At 64.9% G+C, this 23876-nt stretch carries 17 protein-coding genes; 1 reads left to right on the top strand and 16 read right to left on the bottom strand.

Annotated features, from left to right (window positions below; translation table 11 throughout):
* Positions 1–373: 373 nt before the first annotated feature.
* The 9 genes from JN280_RS21015 to JN280_RS20975 all read right to left on the bottom strand — a co-directional run bounded on the left by JN280_RS21015 (position 374) and on the right by JN280_RS20975 (position 14915).
* Positions 374–3106, bottom strand: a complete 2733-nt coding sequence (locus JN280_RS21015) for a LuxR C-terminal-related transcriptional regulator (RefSeq protein ID WP_202304879.1) — start codon at positions 3104–3106, stop codon at positions 374–376.
* A 248-nt stretch (positions 3107–3354) separates the two neighbouring features.
* Entirely contained in the window at positions 3355–4158 is an 804-nt protein-coding gene (locus tag JN280_RS21010; RefSeq protein WP_202304877.1) for an ABC transporter permease, read from the bottom strand.
* On the bottom strand, positions 4152–5027 hold the full coding sequence (locus JN280_RS21005; RefSeq protein ID WP_244741835.1) for an ABC transporter permease: 876 nt from the start codon (positions 5025–5027) through the stop codon (positions 4152–4154). Before JN280_RS21005 ends, JN280_RS21010 begins: the two co-directional genes overlap by 7 nt.
* A 14-nt stretch (positions 5028–5041) precedes the next feature.
* Positions 5042–6211, bottom strand: coding sequence for an ABC transporter substrate-binding protein (locus JN280_RS21000; protein ID WP_202304875.1), 1170 nt, complete (start codon positions 6209–6211; stop codon positions 5042–5044).
* Between the two features lie 48 nt (positions 6212–6259).
* A complete protein-coding gene (locus JN280_RS20995; RefSeq protein ID WP_202304873.1) occupies positions 6260–7324 on the bottom strand; it encodes an ABC transporter ATP-binding protein in 1065 nt (354 codons plus the stop codon).
* Between the two features lie 4 nt (positions 7325–7328).
* Positions 7329–9395 (bottom strand): hydantoinase/oxoprolinase family protein, encoded by a 2067-nt coding sequence (locus JN280_RS20990; RefSeq protein WP_202304871.1) that lies wholly within the window; start codon positions 9393–9395, stop codon positions 7329–7331.
* Positions 9395–11098, bottom strand: a complete 1704-nt coding sequence (locus JN280_RS20985) for a hydantoinase B/oxoprolinase family protein (protein WP_202304869.1) — start codon at positions 11096–11098, stop codon at positions 9395–9397. The genes JN280_RS20990 and JN280_RS20985 overlap by 1 nt, the downstream gene beginning before the upstream one ends.
* Positions 11099–11247: 149 nt before the next feature.
* Positions 11248–13899 (bottom strand): LuxR C-terminal-related transcriptional regulator, encoded by a 2652-nt coding sequence (locus tag JN280_RS20980; RefSeq protein ID WP_202304867.1) that lies wholly within the window; start codon positions 13897–13899, stop codon positions 11248–11250.
* A 116-nt stretch (positions 13900–14015) separates the two neighbouring features.
* The gene (locus tag JN280_RS20975) at positions 14016–14915 is read right to left on the bottom strand and encodes a lipid kinase (protein WP_202304865.1); all 900 of its coding nucleotides are present in this window, start codon (positions 14913–14915) and stop codon (positions 14016–14018) included.
* Between the two features lie 505 nt (positions 14916–15420).
* Between JN280_RS20975 and JN280_RS20970 the strand changes: the two genes are divergently transcribed.
* Entirely contained in the window at positions 15421–15870 is a 450-nt protein-coding gene (locus JN280_RS20970) for an RrF2 family transcriptional regulator (protein ID WP_202304863.1), read from the top strand.
* 250 nt (positions 15871–16120) lie between these two features.
* Here JN280_RS20970 and JN280_RS20965 read toward each other — a convergent pair whose 3' ends face one another.
* From JN280_RS20965 to JN280_RS20935, 7 genes are read right to left on the bottom strand one after another with little or no spacing between them, the layout of a single operon-like run.
* Positions 16121–17557: an aldehyde dehydrogenase family protein gene (locus JN280_RS20965; RefSeq protein ID WP_202304860.1), complete on the bottom strand. Its 1437-nt coding sequence runs from the start codon at positions 17555–17557 to the stop codon at positions 16121–16123.
* 18 nt (positions 17558–17575) lie between these two features.
* A complete protein-coding gene (locus JN280_RS20960) occupies positions 17576–18733 on the bottom strand; it encodes a fumarylacetoacetate hydrolase family protein (protein ID WP_202304858.1) in 1158 nt (385 codons plus the stop codon).
* Between the two features lie 14 nt (positions 18734–18747).
* Positions 18748–19518 carry an enoyl-CoA hydratase/isomerase family protein gene (locus JN280_RS20955; protein WP_202304856.1) on the bottom strand — a complete coding sequence of 257 codons (771 nt, stop codon included), beginning with the start codon at positions 19516–19518 and terminating at the stop codon, positions 18748–18750.
* A gap of 10 nt (positions 19519–19528) precedes the next feature.
* Positions 19529–20677, bottom strand: a complete 1149-nt coding sequence (locus tag JN280_RS20950; RefSeq protein WP_202304854.1) for an extracellular solute-binding protein — start codon at positions 20675–20677, stop codon at positions 19529–19531.
* A 2-nt stretch (positions 20678–20679) separates the two neighbouring features.
* Positions 20680–21873 carry a CaiB/BaiF CoA transferase family protein gene (locus tag JN280_RS20945; protein WP_202304852.1) on the bottom strand — a complete coding sequence of 398 codons (1194 nt, stop codon included), beginning with the start codon at positions 21871–21873 and terminating at the stop codon, positions 20680–20682.
* A gap of 23 nt (positions 21874–21896) precedes the next feature.
* Positions 21897–22676 carry an SDR family NAD(P)-dependent oxidoreductase gene (locus tag JN280_RS20940; RefSeq protein WP_244743583.1) on the bottom strand — a complete coding sequence of 260 codons (780 nt, stop codon included), beginning with the start codon at positions 22674–22676 and terminating at the stop codon, positions 21897–21899.
* A gap of 2 nt (positions 22677–22678) precedes the next feature.
* The gene (locus tag JN280_RS20935; RefSeq protein ID WP_202304850.1) at positions 22679–23860 is read right to left on the bottom strand and encodes an aldose 1-epimerase family protein; all 1182 of its coding nucleotides are present in this window, start codon (positions 23858–23860) and stop codon (positions 22679–22681) included.
* Between the last annotated feature and the right edge of the window lie 16 nt (positions 23861–23876).

Below are 23876 nucleotides of genomic sequence, written 5' to 3'. Positions count from 1 at the left end.
CGCCCGGGTAATTGGTGCCAACGTCATCGACCGTTGGTACGAGCCCGGGCAGCCGGCGGTCCTGTAAAAAACTGGAAATTTACAGGACGGGCCTGTTATTCCGGCATGCCGTCGAAAGTAGGGTGACGGGGCAATGCTTGCGGCAGTTGCGCCGCCCTCGCCTGGCTGCCGACACCTCGCGAAGGATCGGAGAAAACCGCCCGCCGAGACGGCTGGCCTCGTTCTGCCGGAGGTATCCCTCGGCACGGCCGGAGTCGGTGGACGCAGTTCATCACGTTGAAAGCAGGCGTCAAAAATTCACGGTAGTGGCGCCGGTGTCAAGGGTGGTCAGCAAGAATTGATCGACGCCGTACAGTGCCATTGGCATGAGCACTCAGCCTGCGAAGGGCCGCTCGACGGAACCGTCGAGGCCGATTTCCCTCAGCTTGAGGGCCGCCTCGGTGCGGTTCGACACGCCGAGCTTGCCGAAGATGTTCTTCAGGTGCCACTTCACGGTGTCGGGCGCCATAGAGAGCGACTGCGCCAGTTGACGATTGCTGTAGGCGCGCATCAGCAGGGCGGCGACCTCCGTCTCCTTGCTGCTCAAGGCCCGCTTCGCAGGCGCCTGCCCAACGGCTGCCGGGCGGATGCGGTCGCCCGAGGCGCGGGAGAGTTCGCGCAGCAACCTGTCGACGAAGTTCGCCGTCTCCGAACTGCGCCTCCATGCCCGAATGCGCCCACGGGCGAATTCGAGCACCTGGCGCATCGGATAGCCTTCGTCGATCAGCGACCGCATCGCGTTCTGCGGCAACGCCAGGGTGACCGTGTCGACCGTTGCTGCCAGCGCGAGCAGCGTCTCCCCGGCTGAATGGGCGGCAATGGCGACGAGCGCCCTCACCTGCATCAGACCGCGGAGGCGCCCATCCTGACGCATGCGCTCGGCGACGCGGTCCAATATGGCGATGGCGTTCACGGGTTTTCCCTCCGCGATCAGTACACGAGCGGCGCCGATATGGGCATACTCCTCAAGCGGATGGATCGGAAGGCTGCTGCGTTCGCCGGAGGGTTCTATGCCGCGCGAGCGCAAGGCGAGCCTTGCCGCGCGCACGTCGCCGCGCAGAAGCAACAGCCGCACCCGCTCGTTGAGCGCGCTTGCCGTCAGCCGCCGGTACCGCTTCTCGATGCCGAGCCTTTCGGCTCGTTCCAGGAAGACGATCGCCTCGTCCTGGCGACCATGCGCGGCGGCCAGTCGCGCGAGGTGCAACTTGCAGGCCATCTCGTGAACGACGAGACCGCATTCCTCGATGATCTGGCGATGCTGGAACAGAAGTCTTTCAGCGCGCAGCAGATCGTTCCACTCATAAGCGAGCTCGACCTGGAAGATCGCCGTCATCGCTTCCGCGTAGGAGCCGGAGCCGAGACGCTCGCGCGCGAGCCGGCAGGCCCGGTCCAGGAACTCGTCCGCTGCCGCGAGATTGCCGGCGGCTATCTCCACCAGTCCGAGCAGCAGGTCGGAATAGACGATCCCGAAAACCGAATTGCTCGCACCGTGATAGTCGCGGGCCTTCAGGCTGAAAAGCCGCGCCGCATCAAGCTCGCCGAGCGAATAGTGGCAGAACGCCCCGATATTGGCGAGCGTGCCGCGCGAGAAAGCCTCCTCCTCGGGATAGTCCTGGAGCCAGCCCGCCGCGAGCCGGCTCGCCGCCCGCGACCGGTCCGAAGCGCTGATCACACCTGCGGTGAGCGTGCGCAACTCCGCCTTCAGTGAACGGATGGTCGAGCGGTCGAGCGCGCCTTCGTCGGCGAGGCGACGGATCAGATCCTTGGCCTGCTTGAGCATGCGCGCGGCCTGGCGCGGACGGCTCATATGGAACTGCGCCCAGACGCGGGCGAGCAGCAATCTCGGCCGCGTTTCCACAAGACTGCCCGGCAGCTGGTTGAGCCACTCCGTGACCCGCGGGATATGGCCCTGCATGATCAGCGGCATGGCGCATTTTTCCACGAGGCCGGCAGCGAGATCGTTGTCGCCGCTGGCGAGCGCATGGCCGACGGCGTCCGAGACATGTCCGTTCTCGGCGAGCCAGTCGGCGGCACACCGGTGCAGGGCCGCGCGCCGCTCCGGCGGCCAGACCGCCAGCTTGTCGCGGAGGAACTCGCCGAAAAGATGATGGTAGCGGAACCAGTGGCCGAAGGAGTCCAGCGCGATGAGAAACAGGTTCGAGCGCTCGACCCCGGCAAGGGCCGCCCTGCCATCGATCTCCGGGCAGACGGCCTCGGCGAGACCGAGGCAAAAGCGATCGAGGATCGAGGTCCTCAGCAGGAACTCCTGGATCTCGGTCGATTGCCGCGCCAGCACGTCATGCGCCAGGAAGGTCGCGACGTCGCGCTGGCTGCCAGAGAAGTCGGCGATGAAGGCTTCCTTCGAGCCCTCATGAGCGAGCGCGAGGGATGCGAGTTGCAAGCCGGCCGGCCAGCCCTCGGTCTTGTGATGCAGCGCGACGACAGCCGAGATGTTCAGATCGAGGCCGCAGACGCCGGTCAGATAGTCTTCCGTCTCTTCGAGCGAGAACCGCAGGTCGGCGTCTCCGAGACTGAGCACATGCCCCTTCATCTTCATATTGGAGAGTTCGAGAGGCAGGTCGCCGCGCGTCGCGAGCACGATACGCAATGCGGGCGGCGCATAGGCGACGAGCGCGTTGAGGAAGGAGGCGATTTCAGTCGAGACAATCAGATGGGCGTCGTCGAGCACGAGGAAGATCGGCGTCGATGCGCGCGACAGGTGATTGATGATGCCGGTGAGTATGGAATCGACCGGCGTGACCGGGCTGGAATCGATCAGCGCCTCCGCATTCTCGATGAGCGTCGGGTCGACGCGCTGCAAGGCGGCGGCGAGGTATTTGAGGAAGCGGGCAAGATCGTTGTCAGGGGGGTCGATCGAGAGCCATGCAACGCGCGAAGCGTTGTGGCCCGCTGCCCATTGAGCCAGCAGCGTCGACTTGCCGAAACCCGCCGGGGAAGAGACGATCGCCAGCTTACCTGCCGTCGCCGCGTCGAGCATGCGCAGCAGCCGGGGGCGGTTGACCAGGACATCGCGCAGATGCGGCGGCTGCAGCTTGGTGGTGATCATGACCGGCGGACGCCCGTAAGCCGGCGCAACCGGCCTATCAAACAGTCGCGAAGGTTACGGTCCGTCGGCATGGCTCCCCAGTCGATCTTCCGCATCGGCCCGAAAATCGGAATCGATTTTCGATGCGCAACTCAATAGTGGCAGAGCACCCTTTGCCGCGCGTCCGAAAGGACGCGCGGCGCTCTGGCGAGATTGGCTTCCTCGGGAACCACTATAGGTCGATCCTGGCGGCTCCGACAGCCGGTTGATCACGCCCGTCGGGCGTTGCGGCCAGCCGTGATCAGCACCACCGCCGCGACGGCCACGAAGGAGGCCATCAGGATCGCGCCGGAGAGCGCATAGATCGTCGGCGATGCGCCGGAGTTCATCTTGCCGAACATGTCGAGCGGAAGCGTGTTCTGCCGCCCGACCAGATAGTAGGCGCGACTGTATTCGTTGAGCGACAGCAGAAAACTGAAGATGAAGGCGCCGGCGAGTCCGGGCCGGATGAGCGGCAGGATGATGTCCCAGAGGCGACGGAACCAGGACGCTCCGAGGTCCGCGGCGGCCATGAGATAGGACTTGCGAACCACGCCGAGCGACGTCAGCACAACGGTGAAGGCGAAGGGCAGAGCCCACAGAAGATGCGCAGCGGCTACCGTGCCCCAGAACGGCTTCACGCCGATCCGCCCGAACACCGCCGACAGGGCAAGACCCTGAACCACGCCCGGTACGAACATCGAGAAGATGACGAACAGGAACCATTGCGACCGCAGCCGGCGCATCTCGAGATAGGCGAGCGCCGCGAGCAGCGCCACCACCACCGAGATGGCAGCCGTCAGCGTCGCGACGACGAGAGACTCCCTCAAGGCTCCGAGCAGGCGGCCGTCCTTGGCCAAGGCCACATACCATTTGACGCTGAGATCCGCCGGTCCCGGGAACGCCGGCTGGAGGTTCTGGTTGAAGGAAATCGCCAGCATGTAGAACGGCGGCAGGTAGATGATCGCCAGCGCCGCCAGCATGGCGCCGAGCGCGATCGAGCGTGGCCCCCTGCTTTCAAACCTCGTCACCATGAGAAGTCCTCGAACAGCCGGGAAAAGCCCAGAAAGCGGTTGCCGAGATAGAGCACCGCCCCCAGGAAGACGAGAACGACGCTCGATATGGCGAAGGCCAGCGGGAAATTCACCACGCGCATCACATCGTTGATCATGATCGATATCATCGAGGCGGCGGCCCCGCCGAGCATCTGGACCTCGGTCGAGGAACCCAGCGCCATCACGAAGACGAACAGGAAACCGGCGAAGGAGCCTGCCTTGGTCAGCGGCAGCAGAACGTGCCGCAGCGTGTGACCGAAGCCCGCACCGAGATCCATGCTGGCCTGCAGCAGCGACGGCTCCACCTTGCGCATCGACAGGAGCAGCGGGAAGATCACGAAGGGCAGATAGGAAGCGACGAGCCCAACCATCACGGCGAAATTCGAGAACAGCAGCCAATCCAGCGGCTGGCCGATCAAACCGCTCGCCATCAGAAACTCGTTGATGGGGCCGCGACGTCCGAGCACCAGGCGCCACGAGAAGGCGCGGATCAGATAGGAGGTGAAGAAGGGGATGGTGAACAGCGCCATCAGCACCATTGCCGCGCGCGGGCGCGCACAGAAATGGATGTAGTAGGCGGCCGGATAGCCGATCAGCAAACAGATCAAGGCGGCGAGCGCCGCCTTGATCGTGCTGCCGACAAGCACTGTCCAGCGGCCGGCGTCGAGGATCTGCCCGTAGGCGGCGAGCGAGAAGTCTGGTGTCATCCAGTAGGTCTGGGGATCCCAACTCCAGAAGCTCCACAGGATGACCAGGCCCAGCGGGACCAGGCAAAGGCCGGCGATCGCCACGACCGCCGGCAGCGCCAGCAGCGTCGCCCGCGAGATCAGCTTCGGGCTCGTCGTCACGACCGCCTCCCCGCTCAGGCGTTTCTCAGCTTCTGCCACCACTCCTCGTAAAGCTGGAAGTTGTCGGGCCGGGTGTTCTGCCAATAGACCTTGCCCGAGAACTTGGCCTTCACGTGATCGGCAACGCCCTTCACCTCCTCTGCCTTGAACTCGTCCGGATGGGCTTCGGCATAGGCAACGTTGTTGTCGGTGGGCACGACATAGCCGCGCATCTTGCCGAGCACGCAGCCATAATAGCCGGCGAGCAGCCAGTCGGCGAAACGATGGGCGGCGTCGCCCAGCCCGCGTTCCACGGCGCCCTTCATCAGGATCGTGTTGTTGCCCCAGCCTTCATAGCCTTCCTTGGGTGCAGCATATTTGGCGTTGATGCCGCGCTCCTGCGCCGCCTTCACGATCGGTTCCCAGCCGGTCATCGCCCAGACCTCCTCGTCGGCGACAAGCTGGACGCCCTGTTCCCACCCGCTCCAGAAGGTCCGGAACTGGCCGTCGCGCTTGTGCTTGATCAGGAACTCCATGACCAAGCCGAGCTCGCTCTCGGTCAGGTTGCCCGGTTCCACGATCGGCGCATTCTCCGATTCCTTGAGATACATCGCCGTGAAGACGGCCGAGTTGATCCAGGCATCCTCCATGCCGACCTTGCCCTTCAGCTTCGGGTCGAAGATCACGCCGTAGCTGTCGATCTCGCCCACCCTGTCCGGCAGATAGATCATGGAATCGGCGTTCAGCACGGACGGCAGGCCATACTGTTTACCCTCGTGATAAAGGTATGGGATCTGCTTGGCGAAGTCCCATACCTTGGCGTAGTTCGGTATCCTGGAGACATCCCAGGGGGCAATGGCGCCCTGCTTGGCCAGTTCCTTCTCCGCTCCGCCCTGCAGGCCTCCGATGTCGTAGAGATCGTTGCCGTTGCCCGCGACGAGCTTGGCCACCACCGGACCGGGATCGTTGCCATTGTCCGTGAACACGGTGCTCAGCCCCGTGTCGCTGGCCAGCCTCGACCAGTTTTCACCGATGTCGAGCGTGCCGCTCGCCCAGAAGGCAAGTTCCTCATCGGCCGCTGCGGCGAGACGCGGGAAACCGGTAGTGCCGGCGAGTCCAAGCGCGGCTCCGGCCCCCATCAGTTTCAGCAGGCTGCGCCGTTCCATATTGGATTGAAGGAATGACCTGTTCTGCCTGATATGCATTGTCTTTCTCCTTTCTGTTCCACCTCGTTATCTTTTTGTCCTGCGCGATCAGCCGGTCAGAAGCAGCGGCGCGCCGGGCAGGAAGCGAACCCCGACCTCTTCGCCCGGTAGCGGGAGTTCCGCCGACATATGGGCGATCGTAACCTCCTGACCGTCCGGGAAGGCGGCATGCACGTCGTGATGAAGGCCGCGATAGCGGACCGCCGAGACCGTGAGGCGCATCGTTTCAGCGGCCTCCGAGCCCTTGGGAACGAGGGTAAGCTGATCCGGGCGGAAGACGATCACGGCGTCCGAAGCAGCCGGCGGTGACTCCTGCGCCACGACCGGCACCGGCACACCGCCAACCACCGCGCTCAGCACGGGGCCTCGCCGCTCGACGGCCTGCGGGCGCAGCATGCATTCCATGCCCATGAAACGCGCGACGAAGCTGTTTGCCGGGCGATCGAAGAACTGCGTGGGTGTCCCGACCTGCACGACCTTTCCGGCGCGCATGACCGCCATGCGGTCGGACAGCGATAGCGCCTCGTCCTGATTGTGAGTGACCAGGATGAAGGTCGCGCCCGTGCGTTCGTGCAGCCGGCCGAACTCGTCGCGCATCTGGCGGCGCAGATTCTCGTCGAGGCCGGTCAGCGGCTCATCGAGCAGCAGCACGCCGGGCTCCATCACCAGCGAACGGGCGAGAGCGACGCGCTGACGCTGGCCACCGGAGAGCTTGTTGACATCCCGATCCTCGAAGCCTGCGAGACCAACCAGCGAAAGCACCGCGGCGACACGCCTGGCAATCTCATCGCGCGGGCGCTTGATGACCTTCAACCCGTAGGCCACATTCTGTCCGACATTCATGTGCGGGAACAGTGCGAGGTCCTGGAACACAGTCTTCGAGGGGCGGCGGTTCGCCGGCATCGCGGTCATGTCGGCGCCGTCGAACAACACCTTGCCGCCATCGGGCATGTCGAAGCCGGAGATCATGCGCAGCAGCGTGCTCTTCCCCGAACCGGAAGGCCCGAGCAGGGTGAAGAACTCGCCGGCCTTGATATCGAGAGACACATCGTCCAGCGCCGCAATATCCCCGAAACGCCGCGTCAGATTCCTGATTGAGATCGCGATCGCCACAGGCCTATTCCGCTTCCCTGATGACGAGCAGGCCGGCGGGCTGCATCCGCAGCACCTGGCCGGGCAGGATGAGCGTGGTGGTCGTCGCCTCCTCGACCACAAGCGGGCCCGCCATTTCGACGTCGATCGGAAGCCGTTCCCGATCGACAAGCCGACATTCGACCCAACCCTCGGCTTCGTCGAAGAACACTTTGCGTGCACCCGTGGTGGCACCTTCGAGGCTGCGGCCCTCTCCGGGGAGCCGCGCCAGGCCGACGACATTGGCGACCAGTTCGGCATGGAGATGCACATTGGTGAGCTCGACCGGCGTGCCGGGCAGCGAGAAGGTAAAGGCAGTCTCATGCGCGGCATGAAAAGCCTCCAGGAAACGACCGGTCGCCCAACCCGGCTCGAAGTCGGCGGCAACCGAATGCTCCTGCCCCTTGTAACGAGCTTCCAGCCGGCAGGTCAGCGACAGGCGCCCGCGACCGGTCACACCGAAATGGCGTAGCGCCTCGTCGATGAGCTCATCGAATATGCCTGACACCGTCTCCATGACGGCGTCGTTCGCCTCGCCGAAATGCGTGCGCCTTATGTCGACGCTCGGATAGGCGGCCAGCATGCCCCAGGCCGAGAAGATACCGGGAAAGACCGGGATCACGGTCGACCGGACGTGCAGCTCTCGGCCGAGCTTTGAGGCAAACATCGGCCCGGCCCCGCCGCTCACCACGAAGGACAACTCGCGCGGATCATGGCCACGCTGCACGGTGACGAGCTTCAGCGCATCGATCATGCCTGCCTCGGCGATGCGTACGACCGCAAGGGCAGCGCCTTCGATGCTCGTTCCAAGCGCGCTCGCGATCGGTTCGAATGCGACCCGCGCGGCATCGAGGTCGAGCTGCATCTGGCCGTTGGCGAAATTGACGGGATCGAGAATGCCGATCACCAGCTTGGCGTCGGTCACGGTCGGCTGGCTGCCACCTCGGCCGTAGCAGGCCGGTCCGGGCTCCGAGCCTGCGCTTCGGGGGCCGACATGGAGGCGGCCGCCTTCGTCCAGCCAGGCGATCGAACCGCCGCCGGCGCCGATCTCGACGATGTCGACGACGGGCACCTGGACCGGATAGCCGGGCCATATCCGGGTCTTGTCGAGATTGTATTGCGGCGCGAGCTGGGGGCGGCCGTCACGGATCAGCGAGCATTTGGCCGTGGTGCCGCCGACGTCGAGATAGAGCACATCGCCCTCACCGAGTTCCCTGCCGACGCGGACCGCGCCGGCCACGCCTCCGGAGGGACCCGACTCCACCAGCGTCAGCGGGCTCGCGGCGGCCTGGTCGAAAGTCGCCACTCCGCCGTTCGACTGCATGGCGAAATAATCGCAGACGATACCCTCCTCAGCCAGCGAGCGTTCGAGACCGCTGAAGTAGCGCCGGATGATCGGCTCGACATAGGCGTTGAGCACCGCCGTGTTGCTGCGCTCATATTCCCGCCACTGCCGCGATACCCTGTAGCTCGGCGTGATCGCCACCTCGGGCAGCATCGCTGCGAGGATTTCGGCGCAACGCTCCTCATGCGTCGGGTTGACGTAGCTGTGCAGAAACATCACCGCGACTGCCTCGATGCCTGCCTCCTTGCAGTGCCGCGCCGCCTCGCGCACATCCGCTTCGTCCAGTTCGGTCAGGATCTCGCCGGCCGCGTTCATCCGCTCGGTCACCTCGAAGCGGAAGCGCCGAGGCACATAGGGTTCGGGAGATCGCGCCTGGAGGTTGTAGAGATCCGGCCGGTTGCCGCGACCGATCTCCAGAACATCGCGGAAGCCGCGCGTCGTCAGCAGTGCCGTCTTGACGCCCTTGCGTTCGGTGATTGCGTTGATGACGGTTGTCCCGCCATGGACAAAGAAGCTTGTCGCTGCAGGCTCCAGGGCTTCTCGGCTCGCTGCCTGCCGGATGCAGTCGATGACGCCGCGCGACTGGTCGTCGGGCGTTGTCAGCGACTTGCCTATGATCACCCGCCCCTTGGCCTCGTCATAAGCCACAAGGTCGGTGAACGTCCCGCCGACATCGGTGGCGAGCCGGGTCTTCGTGGCGGTCTCCATCACACAACTGCCTCCGTTTCGATGCCGTAGACGGCGCGCGCCGCCTCCTGGCTGATCAGCCCGTCGGCGATGTCGGCCAGTACGCATTCCGTCTTGCGGTCGTCGGGATTGCCCCATCCTCCGCCGCCGCCGCTGATCACCCGAACAGTGTCGCCGCGCTTGATGTCGAGCCCGGGGTGGTGATGGATCCTGAGCACGCCGCCGTTCTCGGCCGACACGACCTCAACCCCATTGCAGCTTCCCGGACTGCCGCCGTCTGCCCCCCATGGCGGCGTGACATTGCGGCTGATGCCACAGTAGATCGACGCCTCTTCGCACAGGACCTGATACTCCCTGACAAGCCCGTAGCCTCCGCGGAACCTTCCCGCGCCGGTGCCGCCCTCGGTATTGAAGCCGTAGCGGGTGATCAGAAGCGGCAGCCTGGCCTCGAGCAGCTCGACCGAGTGGTTGTATGTGTCACCGTCGGTCAACGAGATGAGACCGCTCGCGCCGTCGCGGGACGGCGTCGCACCCCAGCCGCCATGCTGCGGCTCGATGTGGACAAAGAGTTCGTTGTTCGCGGTGCGGCCCGAGAGATAGAGCACGGCCAGGCTGGTATAGGATCCGGCGGAGAAGACCTCGGGCTTCAGCGGGGCAAGCGCCCTCCAAATGAGTTCCGAAGCATGAACCGACCCCTCGTAGTACCACCCCGTCGGCGACGGTTTGCCGGCGCTGAACACCGTGCCATCGGGCACGACGACCTCAAGTGGCCGGAACCAGCCTTCGTTTGAGGGCGAATGCGGCGAGACGAGTGCCTTGAAGACGGTCTTGACCGCAGATTCCAGCGCCCCGCGCGAGCAATTGAACGGACCGGCTACGGAGGGCGAGCTACCCGTGAAATCAGCGATGACCGATGAACCGCGGATGGTCACCTTGATCCGAATCGGTACCGGCTTGTCGGAAATGCCGTCGCCATCGATCACATCCTCGGCTTCGTACTCGCCGTCCGGCAGGGCCTCGATGACCTTGCGGCTCTTGCGCTCGCTGGAAGCGATGATCTCCTCGAAGATGTCGGCGAGCGTGTCCTCGCCATATTTGCCCGCCATTGCCTGAAGGCTGCGCTCGGCGATGCGCACCGTCGCCACCTGGGCGCGCAGGTCGCCCATCGCGAGATCGGGCAGCCGTAAATTTTCCAGGATGATGCGGACGATGTCGTCGTTCAGCCGATCCCGACGGGCAAGCCGCACGCCGGGAATGCGCATTCCCTCCTCGAAAACCGATGTGGCGTTGATCGGAATGCTGCCCGGCACGGCTCCTCCGACGTCGAGCCAATGCGCCACGTTTATCGCCCAGGCGATCATGCGGCCGCCCGAATAGACAGGCTTGATGATGGCGAAGTCGTTGGGGTGGGTTCCGCCGCTGAACGGATCGTTGATCACGAAGACGTCGCCCGGCTCCATGTCGTCCCGGAAGCGATCGGCGATGGCACGGACCTGCCGTGCAAAGGTTCCGGTGAAGAGCGTGATGCCGTTCGACTGGGCGACCAGATCGCCGTTCGGAGCGCAGATGCCGCAGGCAAAATCGAGAACCTCGTAGACGATCGGGCTCATACTGCTGCGTGTCATCACCACGCCCATCTCGTCGACGGTGGCGAGCAACTTGCCCACCACGATCTCCGCCGTCACCGGATCGATCGCGGGTTTCGATGTCCGTGTCGCGTCCATGGAGCGGCCTTCCCTTCAATCCTTCACACGCCCAGCCTACACGGCAGGTGCCCAGGCGATAGCCGATCAGAAGGGTAGCTACAGGCTCGGCAGCTCCCTACCCCGACGGGTAGGCCCATGGGCAGCAGACGCCTGGACGGGACCGATGCTCAGCCGTCGATGAGGCCGAGTTCCCGCGCTGCGGCCAATGCACCGATGCGGTTGGAGCGGTCGAGCTTGCGGAAGACATTCTTGAGGTGGAACTTGATCGTGTTGTCCGAAATGGCGAGTGCGCGTGCGATTTCCTTGTTGGAAAGGCCGGTGGCGACGAGCTTCAGCACGGAGACTTCGCGTTCGGTGAAATCCTGGCTCGGCGCCCCCGCCGCAGCTTGCCGTTGAGCCGGCCCCAGCAGGGCGGCCAGCTTCTCGCGCTGGATCGGCGGCAGGGCCGGGCTTGCGCGGCGTAGTTCCAGGAAGGCTGCGACGCCGTCCCCCTCCTCGACGAAGGAGGTGTGCGTCCTTTCCACGAACGGCGTCAGCAAGACCTCATCGAGCAGCGCACCGGCTTCGCCCTCCCGGCCCACCGCGAGCAAGAACCGAATCCTCAGCATCGACAGCCTGACATGACGCAACGGCGGCATGGCACCCGTCTGGTTTGCGGCGAGTCGATCGAGATAATGAAGCGCAGCACGGTAGTCGCCTTCGGCGTGATGGATGCGCGCCCAGAGCATGGCCGGTACATTGCCGCGCAGCCGCCGCGTGAGATCGTTGCGTGTCCGGTCGGCAGCCGAGACTTCGTCCAGCCCATGTGCCCGCGCAAAAGCCCGCGCCTCGCGCGGCATGCCCGAGTGGGCGAGCAGGAAGACACGTTCGCGCTCGACGAGCCGCGCCAGGCGTCCATAATTCCGCTGCTGCGCGACCATCGCAGCATGGTCGAGTGCCCGGTGCGCGTCGGACAGGCGGTTCCCGAGCAGATGGATGCGAAGCTGGGCAAGGTAACCGGCGGCAAGGATATCGAACCAGCAGTCGCCCTCCTCCAACTGCGGCAAGAACTCCGACAGCGAACCGGCCGCTTCCGCGAACGTTCCCTCCTCGACAAGCGCCTCGGCATCGAGCACCCGCGCCATGGCCTCGAGGTCGGATCCGTCCCCGAGCAGTTGCCGGGCCGACTCGGCCATTTGCGCATAGGCGGCTCGCGCCGCATCGATCTCGATCCGGAAAAGATGCGCCTGCCCCATATGGGTATGGAGATGTGCCGCACCGAAGAAGGCACCGGCCCGGCGGAACTCGGCGACCGCAGAGGCGCCGTGCTCCAGCGCCCGTCCGAACTCGCCGAACTGAAGACAGAGGAAGCACAAGAGATTCAGCGTCAGTGCACTTTGCGTGTTGTCTCGCGCCAACAAGTCGAGGTCAGCCGCGAGTTGGTCAAACTCGGCCCGGCTCGCCTCGATGTCGGCATAGAGCGCCAGGAGTTGCCCGATCAGCCGGAACTCGCGCTGAAGGGCGGCATCCTTTTCGGGGATCGTCCTGCCGGCATTCTCGAAGGCGCGACGGCAGGCAGCAAGGTCGCCATTCTTGGCGAGCAGAACCGCATTGCCGAGCAGCGTCCGCGGGAATGCCCCATGCTCCTCCTCAGGCAGGCTCGCGAGGGCGGCGGGAAGCACGCGACGGATACCGCCCGCGCCGGAATAGACGAGCCGCCAGCCCCCTGCCCGCTCCAGCATCTCGACCGCGACGGTCGGGGCCTCCGCCGCGAGCGCGTGGGAGACCGCCGCTTCGATATTGCCCTTGCGCTCGAACCAGCGCGCGGCGGTGAGCAGAATCGCGCCGGGCTCCGCGCCTTCGGCGCAGGGCTGCGACAGCAGGAAATCCTGGAATACCGGATGGAAGCGCAACCAGCGGCGCTCATGGTCGAGGGCGACGAATGGCACGCCCGCGCATTCGAGGCGCGTCACACGCGTCGTGAAGCCGTCGGTCCCGGTGAGGTGATCGGCGAGTTCGGCATCGAACCGGTTGAGCGGGGCGAGCCGCATGAGAAAATCGAGATCGCCCGGCGACAGCTTCGCTGTCAGCCGCTCGGCCAGATAGTGCGCCACGTCTTCCTGCTTGCCGCCGAAATCGGCGAGCGGGTCGGCTCCGTCGGCATTCTGCTCGGCTATGCGGCCGGCCATCCTCACGGCCACGGCCCAGCCCTCGGTCTTGCGGAAGATCTGCGCGATGTCGATGGGCCGAGGGCCATGGGGGATCATGGAGAAGAGCTCGGCGATTTCTTCTTCCGACATCAGGAGGTCGCGCGCATTGAAGCTTCGCAACTGGCCGTCGAGCCAGAGGTCGCCCACCGGTATCGATGGTCGCATGCGCGACGACACCACCAGGCAATGTCCGGTCAGCGGGCCGACACGCAGCAATTCGCCAAGCAAGTCGTTGGCGTCCTTCGATTCGGCGAGGTGATAGTCGTCGAGCAAGAAAACCGTGCGTCTCGGCAACAGGCGCACGCGTTCGGCGAAGAGCCGCGTGAGATCACCGATCGAGGAGGCGTCAAGCGGCGAAACCGCCCCGTCTCCGGCGTCCTCACAGGCGGCGGCCGCAAGCTTCCCGATGAAGGCGCCGAGGTCGCGGTCATCCTCCTCGAGCTGTATCCAGCGCACGAGGCCCCCGCTATCCGACCGCTGCAGCGCCCACTGTGCGCACAGGCTCGTCTTCCCATAGCCTGCAGGCGCATGGACGAAGACGGCGCGGCCGGCAGCGGCCTCGTCGAAGCGTTTCCACAACGCTTGGCGAGGGACGAGACGGTCCCCCGGGTTCGGGATGCTGGTCGTCATGTCTTCAAGTGTTCCCGGCTGGATCAGCCTATGTCAATGGCGGAGCCGGCAAAGTCTGACAAAGAAGGAACGCCTTCGCAATCGTCCGAACGACCGACGTCGGAACTGGCTGGCTGTCAGCGGCTGGCGGTCGTCCTCGGAACAAAGATCGAGATCGCCCTGGGATGTACCTTGAAATGCGCGGGGGTCGACGTCACGATCTCGCCGTCGGCGTTCACCGGCATCGGCTTCCTTGTCTTGACGTCGAACTCCACGCAGCGCGCGGTCCGCACCTCGCTCCAGGCGCCATGCCTGCCGGACCGGAAGGATCGCAGCATCAGTGCCAGCTTCCACAGATTCGTCATTTCGAGGCTGTAGAGATCGAGGTGACCGTCGTCGATCTCGGCGGTCTCTTCGACGACGTTGCCGCCCCCATAGTGGCGGCCGTTGCCCACCGCGACCTGGAAGGTCCTGACGTCGATGACCATGCCCTTCTCGACGATGCGGGCCGGGAACGGCCTCGCTCTGGCCAGCACTTTCATCGCCGCCAGCGCATAGCCCAGCCTGCCGAAACGCTTCTTGAGCAACGGATCGAGGCCTTGAGCGAGCTTCGAGGAGAGCCCGATGCTCGCAACGTTGAAGAAGGCATGGCCGTTGACCGTGCCGACGTCGATCCGCCGCGTCTTTCCCCCGACAATGACATCGGCCGCATCCACCAGGCCCAGCGGTATCTCGAGCGTACGGGCAAGGTCGTTGGCGGTGCCCATCGGTATGATCCCCATGGGCAGTCTGCTCTCGATCGCCGCCAACGCCGCTGAAGACACCGAGCCGTCGCCGCCGCACACGATCACCAGATCGGCCATGTGGCGCAGACGCACGATATCGCGGGCGATCTCCGGAAGCGCCTCGAACGGCTCGACCGTCACCGCCAGCCCGCCGCCGCCAAGCCGTTCGATGACGGGATCGATCGCTTCCCGGCCGCGTCGGGCCTTGGGATTGACGAGCAGCAGCGCTCGCCTCTTGGTGGATTTGTTCATTCCAGGTTCAGCCGAAAAACAGACCCACGGCAGACAGGTCGACATTGCACCGCAACCGGTCGGAGGCGGGCCGAAAGATTATTTGCGATGGCGACCGAAGTTTGTCGCGGAACGCGAAAAGCATGTCGCGACCAATATCCTTTGTGCAAACTCGTTCCGATCTCGCCAAAGCCGGCTTTGTCAGCCTCGTGGCCGGAGCCTCGGCAATGCCTGTATCCAGCCCCACACCGGGAGTTCCCTCGGACACGAACACGCCGTCATGCGAGGGCGAGTCACGTCCAAGGCAAGTTTTTCCATGGCAAGACAAGAAAATCGGCGAAATGATGACGAACAGGAGCGCATTTTCAGCAAAAAGTTACGAAAAATCAAGAGTTTCGGCTTGTATATCTCCTCTCTGGAATTTATCTACGGACGAGGCCGGATTGCAGCGGGGACGATCTGCCATCATCGGCAAACCAGAGTGCGCCGCGGGTGCGCGGCCGCGTTTCGACGACAGTTCTGAACGATGCTCACAAAAAAAGGCAAATACGGTCTCAAGGCCCTCGTCCACCTTTCGCATCTTCCTGCAGGACAGCTCGCCTTCGTCAACGATATCGCTGTCGCCAATAACATACCGAAGAAGTTCCTCGACGCCATTCTGGGCGAATTGCGCAACGCCGGCTTCGTCCATAGCCGCAAGGGCAAGGACGGCGGCTACCGCCTGGCGCGGCCTGCGACGGAGATCAAGATCGGCCATGTGGTGCGTGTCCTCGACGGACCGCTGGCGCCGCTGCCATGCGCCAGCCGCACCCGATACCAGCAATGTGAAGACTGCGACGAGGCGACATGCCAGGTCCGACACATGATGTTGGAAGTGCGCCAGGCCATCGCCGAGGTGCTCGACAATCGCAGCCTCGCGACGATGCGCGACAGCGCCAACGACGACGTCGCTATGGCGTTGACGTACCAGAGCTGAGCCTCCACTCCTTGCAGGCGTGGCTCGCCGTCCCCGACATCCGCTACCAAAGCGCGGATGTCGCGAAGCATCTCGCCGGATGATCGGGCTTCTCGGGCGCCGCGCCTGATGGCATCATGCCAACAATCGACGATATCGACCGTTGGAGCGAAAACCATGCGGCCCGGACGGGCTGCGCCGGGGATTGAGGTCGCGTGGATGCGCGAGCATCCACGCCGCCCGGATGTACCAACATCCAGTGTCGTTGATATTACGCCAGCGTGTAGGCGGTCTTCACGGTCGTGTAGAATTCGGCGGCGTAGCGGCCCTGCTCCCGGGGCCCGTAGCTGGAGCCCTTTCGGCCGCCGAACGGCACGTGGAAATCGACGCCCGCCGTCGGCAGGTTGACCATCACCATGCCGGCCTGAGCATTGCGCTTGTAGTGCGTGGCAAACTTCAGGCTGGTCGTGCATATGCCTGACGACAGGCCGAATGGCGTATCGTTGGCGATATCAAGGGCTTCCTCATAGTCCTTCACCCTGATGGCGCTCGCCACCGGGCCGAAGATCTCCTCGCGCGAAATGCGCATCTGGTTGCTCGCCTCGGTGAACAGGGCCGGCTGCAGATAGAAGCCGGGCGTCTCGCGGTTGAGGCGCTCGCCGCCGAAGACCAGATTGGCTCCCTCGTCGCGGCCGATCGCGACGTATTTTTCGTCCTGTTCGAGCTGGGACTGGTCGACGACGGGCCCGATATGCGTGCCCTGTTTCAGGGCATTGTCGATGACAAGGCTCCTCAGCTTCTCGGTGACGGCCGAGACGAAACGGTCGTGGATGCCTTCGGTCACGACCAGTCGGGACGACGCCGTGCAGCGCTGGCCGGTCGAGAAGAAAGCCCCATTCACCGCGCAGTCGACCGCGATGCCGAGGTCGGCGTCGTCGAGCACGACGAGCGGGTTCTTGCCGCCCATTTCAAGCTGGACCTTGCGCATGTGCTCCAGAGAAGCCGCCGCCACGCGTTTTCCCGTGCCGACCGAGCCGGTGAAGGTGATGGCATCGACGTCAGGGCTGTCCAGGATGGCCTGGCCGACGACCGAGCCTCTGCCCATGACGAGGTTCAGCACGCCCTTGGGCAAACCGGCGCGGTGGAGGATATCGACGATCGCCCAGGAACAGCCCGGCACGAGGTCGGCCGGCTTGAAGACGACGGTGTTGCCGTAGCAGAGTGCCGGCGCGATCTTCCAGGCGGGGATCGCGATCGGGAAATTCCACGGCGTGATGATGCCGACGACGCCGACCGCCTCGCGCGTTACCTCGACGCCGATACCGGGCCGGACGCTCGGGATCGCCTCGCCGGAAAGCCTCAGCGCCTCGCCGGCGAAGAAGTCGAATATCTGGGCTGCCCTGACCGTCTCGCCGATGCCCTCGGCCAGCGTCTTGCCTTCCTCGCGCGAGAGCAGCCGTCCGATCTCCTCCTTGCGTGCTGTGATCTCGTCGGCCGCCTTGCGAAGCACCGCATGGCGTTCGATCAGACCCGACCGCGACCACGCTGGAAACGCCGCCTTGGCGGCTGCGATCGCCGCTTCGGCATCGGCTTTGGTCGCGCGCGCATAATTGCCGACCACGTCGTTCGTATCGGACGGATTGATGTTGGGAACGGCGTCGCCGCCCACCCATTCGCCGGCAATCAGGTTGCGGTGCAGTTCGGTCATCGGTCTATCCACTTCGCGTCAGATGAGTTGAGCCTTGGCGAGGTCTCTCATGAGATGGCTCGCGCCATAGGTCCAATGCGGGCAGTCGGGCGAAAGCCTTACGCGGTTGACGAGGCTGCCAAGCTTTTCCGTCGAGATCGTGACGATATCGCCGACCTTGTGCGTGAAACCCTTGCCCGCCTCTCCGCGATCCTTGGAAGGAACGAACATCGTGCCGAGATAGAGCGCGATGCCGTCGGGGTATTGATGGTGAGGTCCCATCGCCGCTGCGACCAGCTCCTCCGGCGAGCGGCTGATCTCGGCCATCGAGCTCGCTCCCTCGAGCGAGAACCCGTCCTCGCCTTCGACCTTCAGGTGGACCTTGGCCCGCTTCACGTCGTCTATGGTGAAACCGGCGTCGAAAAGGCGGACGAACGGCCCTAGAGCGGCCGAGGCGTTGTTGTCCTTCGCCTTGCCGAGCAGCAGGGCCGAGCGTCCCTCGACATCGCGCAGATTGACGTCGTTGCCGAGGGCGGCGCCCACGATGCGCCCCTTGCTCGACGCGATCACGGCGATCTCGGGCTCCGGATTGTTCCAGGTCGAGATCGGATGCAGCCCGACATCCGCGCCGAAGCCGACCGAGGCCATGGGCTGACATTTGGTGAAGATCTCGGCGTCGGGGCCGATGCCGACTTCGAGATATTGCGACCAGACCCCACGCGCGATGAGCTTCTCCTTGCAGGCCATCGCCTCGGCCGAGCCGGGCTTCAGCTTGGAAAGATCGTCGCCGATCAGGCTGGCGATATCGGCGCGAATGGCGTCCGCCTTTTCGGCCGAGCCGCGCGCCTGCTCCTCGATCACGCGCTCCAGCAGGCTGACGACGAAGGTGACGCCGGAGGCCTTCACAGCCTGAAGATCGACAGGCGAAAGCAGCCAGGGCTTGGCCACGTCCCGGCCGGTCTCGAAACTGTTGGCGCAGACATCTTCCAGGCTGCCGATGGTCTTGCCCGCGGCATCCCGCACGAAGCCGGCTGGATCATCCATCTCGCAGACGTCGCGCACGGTCGGCGCCTGCCTGGACGTGATGTCCATGACCATCCCATTCCGAACGGTCACCACGAGCGGATGGGGCGCGCCGGGCGATTTGACCCGACCAAGGAAGATGCCCTCGCCGGGCAGGCCTGCTGTATCAGTCACGTTCTTTCCATCCCTCAGCGCCGCCTGAACACCGCGGCGCGTTTTTCCTTGAACGCCGCCCTTCCCTCCCGGGCGTCCTCAGTCGCAAAGCAGATCGTCTGCAGGTCACGCTCATATTCGATCGCCTTTTCCGGCGGCATCGTATGGGCGGCCTTCAGATTGAGCTTCGCGGTCTCGGCGGCGATCGGCGCGCGGCTCGCAATTGTTTGAGCGATTTCGCGCGCCCGCGCAAGCAGTTGCTCACGCGGAACCACATCGCTGACGAGCCCCCAGGCCAGCGCCTTGTCGGCGCGTATCGGGTCACCCGTCATGATCATCAGCGCCGCGTTGGACATGCCGGCCGAATGCGCGAGATGCATGGCCATGCCGCCGCCGCCGATCCAGCCGAGCTTGATCTCGGGCGCGGCGAACTGCGCGTTCTCGGAGGCGATGCGGATGTCGCAGGACATGGCCGTCTCCAGCCCCCCGCCGAAGCAGTAGCCGTTCACCGCAGCGATCGACGGCTTCAGCAGAGCGCGGATGGCATCGCAATAGTCCGGCCTGTTGCGGAACTGCCATGGCGTCTCGTAGGTGTCGAGTTCGCCTATGTCGGAGCCGGCGCAGAACGCCTTCTCGCCCGCGCCGGTCAGGATCACGCAGCGGATCGTCTCGCTGTCGTTGCATTGCTTCACCGCCGCCACGATCGCGTCGGCCATCTCGGGCGTGACCGCATTGAGCTTCTGCGGCCGGTTGAGGGTGATGACGGCGATAGCACCGTCGACTTCGAACAGCACATCCTGGGTCATGATGAAGCTCCTACCTCTCGCCGCCGCTCGGCCGGCTGGCGCGATAAAGTGTCTGCAACTCCGCCACAACCGTGCCGGCCGGCCGCCCGATGTCGAAGGCCTCCCGCAAAAGCGCGGAGGCCTTGGTCTGGAAGGCGATGTAGCCCGCGTGACGGGGCCGAACGTAAGCGGCCTCCAGCGTATCGGCCGTGTTGCGATAGAAATCGCCCCAGCGCCGGTTGACGGCTTCGTCGGCCCAGGCCGAGCGGCGGCTCGGCTGACCGTCATGCGACGGGATGAAACCGCTCTGAGCCTCGTCTCCCATTAGCCACAGAAGGTGATCGATCAGTTCCGGCGTCACCGGGCAGCGCCTGGAAATGCCGATCCCGGTGCCGCCGAGCGTCGATCCAGGCTGCCCGCCCGTCGTCATCCGCGGCGCATTCGTGAAGCGGATCGCCTTGCCCTCCACCGGCGCCGCATAGTTCACATAGCCGTAGATCAGCGGGCAGAGCTCGACGTCGTCATGCGTCGACATATGGCCGAGAATGCCGATCGGGTTCTTGTCCCTCACGGAAGCCGGGCTGCGCACGGCCAGCTCGGCCAGAAGCTCGAAAGCCTCTCGGCCCGTACCCGGCGAGACGAGCAGATCGGGATCGTCCACCGCCGGCGGCTCGCCGAGGGCAGCCGCGAGCGACAGATAGCTCAGGATTGCGTGCGGCCCCGCCATCGACAGCGCGACCTTTCCCGTCTGCTGCGACCGCGCGACGACCTCGGCCCAGCCTTGGGGGGACGGCCCTTCCAGCAGGTCGCCCCGGCCCGCCATCACTTGGGTCGCGGCGTCAAGCGGCAGGGCCCAGTGCCGGCCGCCATAACGATAGCTCGACAGGCAGGGGCCGATCGTCGCCGCCTCCAGCTCCGCGATCCTGTCCGCTCCGAACACGGTCTCCAGCGGCTGAAGGCAATCCGCCTCCACGGCTTCGCCGACATGCGGGTGATCGAGCACGACGAGATCGTAGCGCGCGCAGAGATCGGCGATCGGATGGGATTCGAAGCCCTCCAGCGGCTGCCTGTCCCAGACGATCGACAGACCGTCGCGCGCCGGATCGAGCCTGGCCGCAGCCGCGGCCAAGGCATTGTATCCCCGGGGATGATCCCAGGTGAGCGCCCTGTAGGATTGCATGGTCAGTGCCTTCCGGTACTGATCGCGCCGGCCTGCTCCAAGCGGTCGATCGTGGCGTCGTCATATCCTGCCTCGGCCAGGACCTCGCGTGTGTGCTCGCCGGCGAGCGGGGCGCCGCGCGCGACCTTGGACGGGGTCTTCGAGAACCGGATCGGGAAGCCCGGCGTCTTCACGCGTCCCTCGGTCGGATGCTCGTATTCGACGAAGGTCCCGTTGTGCTTCACCTGCGGATCGTCGACCAGTTCCCGGTAGCCATAGACGGGCCCCGCCCAGAGATCCGCTTCAGCGAAAAGTCTCAGCCATTCCGCGCTGGTCTTGCCCTTCAGCCTGTCGCGCGTCCTGGCGAAAATCTCGTCGCGGCGCGACCAACTGTCCGCCTCGTCGTCCATCGCGGCGAAACTCGGCTCGCCGATCACTTCGCCGAGCTTCTTCAACGGCGGAAAGGCAACGACGATATAGCCGTCGCTCGTGGCGAAGGCGCCGTAGGGCGCACGGATGAAGACATGCGCATGCGGCTCGTCCGAGCGCTTCTGCTCCTTGCCGCCGACGGTGAAGACGGAGAGTTCCTGCATCTGGATCGTGGCGATGGCGTCGAGCATGTTGACTTCGACCAACTGGCCTTCGCCCGTCCGCTCCCGATGGAAGAGTGCCGCCAGCGCTCCCTCGAAGGCCGTATATGCGGTGATCGCGTCGACGAGATATTGGCCGGCCGCATTCGGTGCCTCGCCCGCACGTCCCGCCGAGAGCATCGCGCCCGACATGGCCTGCAGAAGGAGGTCCTGGCCGGGCCTGTTCACATAAGGCCCGGTCTCGCCGTAGCCGGACATCGAGACATAGACCAGGCGCGGATTGATTTTCGAGAGCGTCTCGTAATCCACGCCCAGACGCTTGGCGACGCCCGGCCGATAGTTCTGCAGGAACACATCTGCCGTCTTCACCAGGTCGAGCAGGACCTTTTTGCCTTCCTCCGCCTTGAGATCGACCGCCAGCGAGCGCTTGTTGCGGTTGAGCGAGAGGAAGGAGACGTTGACCTTGTTGCCGCGGGCGCCGCCGGCCGACACATGGCGCTGCCATTCGCCCGTCACCGGCTCGACTTTCACCACGTCGGCGCCGAGATCGCCCAAGCGCTGCGCCGCGAAAGGCCCCGCCATCGCGATCGAGCAATCGAGCACGCGGATGCCGCTCAGGATTCCCATGTCAGTTTTCCCTGTCTTTCCTGTCAGTGCATGACCCAGCCGCCGTCGACATTCAGCGTCTGGCCCGTGATGAATCCGGATTCCTCCGAAGCGAAGAACATCAGCGCATTGGCGATGTCGCGCGGATTGCCGCGTCGCTTCAGCGCCTGGTGCTCGAGCACGAAGCGCGTATAGCCCTCTGGGTCCGGGTGGATCTTTTCCGCGTCGGTCGGGAAGGCGCCGGGCGCGATTGCGTTGACCGTCACGCCGTATTGGCCGAATTCCCTCGCCCAGGCACGCGTCAGCCCGATCAGCGCTCCCTTGGACTGGACATAAGGCGCCAGCAGCGCCCAGCCGCCATAGGCAGTCACCGACGAGACGTTGACGATGCGGCCCCAGCCCTGTGCGCGCATATGGGGCAGTGCCGCCTGCACGCAAACGATGGCTGCGTCGACATTGACACGCTGGACGGCCTGGAAATCCTCGATCGTGTAATCCTCGAAAGGTCGCGACGGATAGATCGCGGCGTTGTTGATGACGATGTCAAAGCCGCCGACCTCGCCAGACTTCGTGTCGAGCCGGCTGCGCAGATCGGTGAGATCGGAAAGATCGGCCTCGCACATCGAAAGACCCGAGAGCTTCTCGCGGCCGGCCTGCTCCAGCAGGTTCTCGATCTTGCGATGATCGTTGTCGATCGCCACTACCCTCGCGCCCGCCCGCAGGAACTGCAGCGTCGTTTCGGTGCCGAGGCCGCCGGCCGCGCCCGTATAGAGGATCGTCCGGCCGGCGACGGACATGGCAGATCTATCCTTGCGTTCCGGCATGCTCACGAACGACCTCCGATCGGCAGGTGCTTGCCCGAGGGTTCCGGAAAATCCTCGGCCGGCTGCTCGGCCAGAGCCGCTATGCGCTTGCCCCTCGCGGCGATCTCGTCCGCATCGGCAAGGACCCGGAAGGTCGTGTCGTAGGCGCGTTCCTCACCATGCTCGAGCCAGATCAGTTCGCCGCGGTCGCGCGCCGCCTTGTGGCCGAGCACGTGGTGGGTCGATGGCTCGATGCCGAGAGCGTACTGGCCGGCCTGCAGGTTCTGCCACTCGAACATGCAGGGGAACTGGTCCTTGCGGGTGACCACTTCGAAGCCGATGCCGAGCGCGTCGTTGACGACGGCGACCGGAACCTCGCCGGCAGCGTCCGCGGCGAGCTCATGCTGCCAGACCTGCTCGTGGAAATTCATCCGCGGGGCCGGAAGGGTGCGGTAGCCGACTTCCTGTTTTCGGTAGTCGGCGCCCGCATGCGCCGCCCACACCACGTCCTTGATCGGCGCAAGGTAGCGCGATCCCTCGGCGACCACGGGATGGCCGACGTTGATGTGATAGCAGTACATATGCGGCGTGCGGTAGAAGCCGCGATTGACCACCCGGTCCGACAGCTTGATCTCGTTGGAGCCGACCTTGGCCTCGATGCGGCGGATCAGGTGCAGATCCTCGCCGAACACCGTGCCCTGGCTCACCACGCCCTCGCACCAGAGCGTGCAATCGTCGCCGTCCCATGTCTCGCCATAGCCGGTCAGGCGTGCGGGCAAGGTGCCGATGCGGCCGTGGATGGAATGGCTGACGGATTTGCGCGGCCCATAGACATAATGGTCGGCCGGCTCGTCATACATGAACAATATGTGGTCGAGGCCGCAGGTCACCATCAGCCCGGAGAAGGACCGAAGCCAGGCGAGCCCGCCCTCGCCTTCATATTCGGCAAGGCCCGGATGCTTGAAACCCGCAGGCGAATGCCAGCCCACGGCCAGGCCGCGATATTCGCAGTCGGCGATATCGAGGGCACGGTCGACGAGCACCGTGAAGCGCAGGCCCGTTCCGGTGCGGAATTCCAGCATGCGGATGCCGCGCTCGACGCCGTCTCCCAGCGTCATCAGCCGCACGCCGGCGAATTGCGACAGCGATCCGGCGGTGGCGGCAAGGTCGCGGCGCGAGCGCCGCGTTCCATAGAGTTCAACCATATCAGACTTCCTGCGA

The organism is Mesorhizobium sp. L-8-10 (assembly GCF_016756635.1).
In the GTDB taxonomy this organism is placed as follows: Bacteria; Pseudomonadota; Alphaproteobacteria; order Rhizobiales; family Rhizobiaceae.
This window is presented reverse-complemented; position numbering and strand designations above follow the sequence as displayed.

Excerpts from the sequence above, each read along its gene's own strand:
- JN280_RS21015 (WP_202304879.1), bottom strand. The coding sequence starts at position 3,106 with ATGATCACCACCAAGCTGCAGCCGCCGCATCTGCGCGATGTCCTGGTC.
- JN280_RS21010 (WP_202304877.1), bottom strand. The coding sequence starts at position 4,158 with ATGGTGACGAGGTTTGAAAGCAGGGGGCCACGCTCGATCGCGCTCGGC.
- JN280_RS21000 (WP_202304875.1), bottom strand. The coding sequence starts at position 6,211 with ATGCATATCAGGCAGAACAGGTCATTCCTTCAATCCAATATGGAACGG.
- JN280_RS20990 (WP_202304871.1), bottom strand. The coding sequence starts at position 9,395 with ATGGAGACCGCCACGAAGACCCGGCTCGCCACCGATGTCGGCGGGACG.
- JN280_RS20985 (WP_202304869.1), bottom strand. The coding sequence starts at position 11,098 with ATGGACGCGACACGGACATCGAAACCCGCGATCGATCCGGTGACGGCG.
- JN280_RS20980 (WP_202304867.1), bottom strand. The coding sequence starts at position 13,899 with ATGACGACCAGCATCCCGAACCCGGGGGACCGTCTCGTCCCTCGCCAA.
- JN280_RS20975 (WP_202304865.1), bottom strand. The coding sequence starts at position 14,915 with ATGAACAAATCCACCAAGAGGCGAGCGCTGCTGCTCGTCAATCCCAAG.
- JN280_RS20970 (WP_202304863.1), top strand. The coding sequence starts at position 15,421 with ATGCTCACAAAAAAAGGCAAATACGGTCTCAAGGCCCTCGTCCACCTT.
- JN280_RS20965 (WP_202304860.1), bottom strand. The coding sequence starts at position 17,557 with ATGACCGAACTGCACCGCAACCTGATTGCCGGCGAATGGGTGGGCGGC.
- JN280_RS20955 (WP_202304856.1), bottom strand. The coding sequence starts at position 19,518 with ATGACCCAGGATGTGCTGTTCGAAGTCGACGGTGCTATCGCCGTCATC.
- JN280_RS20950 (WP_202304854.1), bottom strand. The coding sequence starts at position 20,677 with ATGCAATCCTACAGGGCGCTCACCTGGGATCATCCCCGGGGATACAAT.
- JN280_RS20945 (WP_202304852.1), bottom strand. The coding sequence starts at position 21,873 with ATGGGAATCCTGAGCGGCATCCGCGTGCTCGATTGCTCGATCGCGATG.
- JN280_RS20940 (WP_244743583.1), bottom strand. The coding sequence starts at position 22,676 with ATGCCGGAACGCAAGGATAGATCTGCCATGTCCGTCGCCGGCCGGACG.
- JN280_RS20935 (WP_202304850.1), bottom strand. The coding sequence starts at position 23,860 with ATGGTTGAACTCTATGGAACGCGGCGCTCGCGCCGCGACCTTGCCGCC.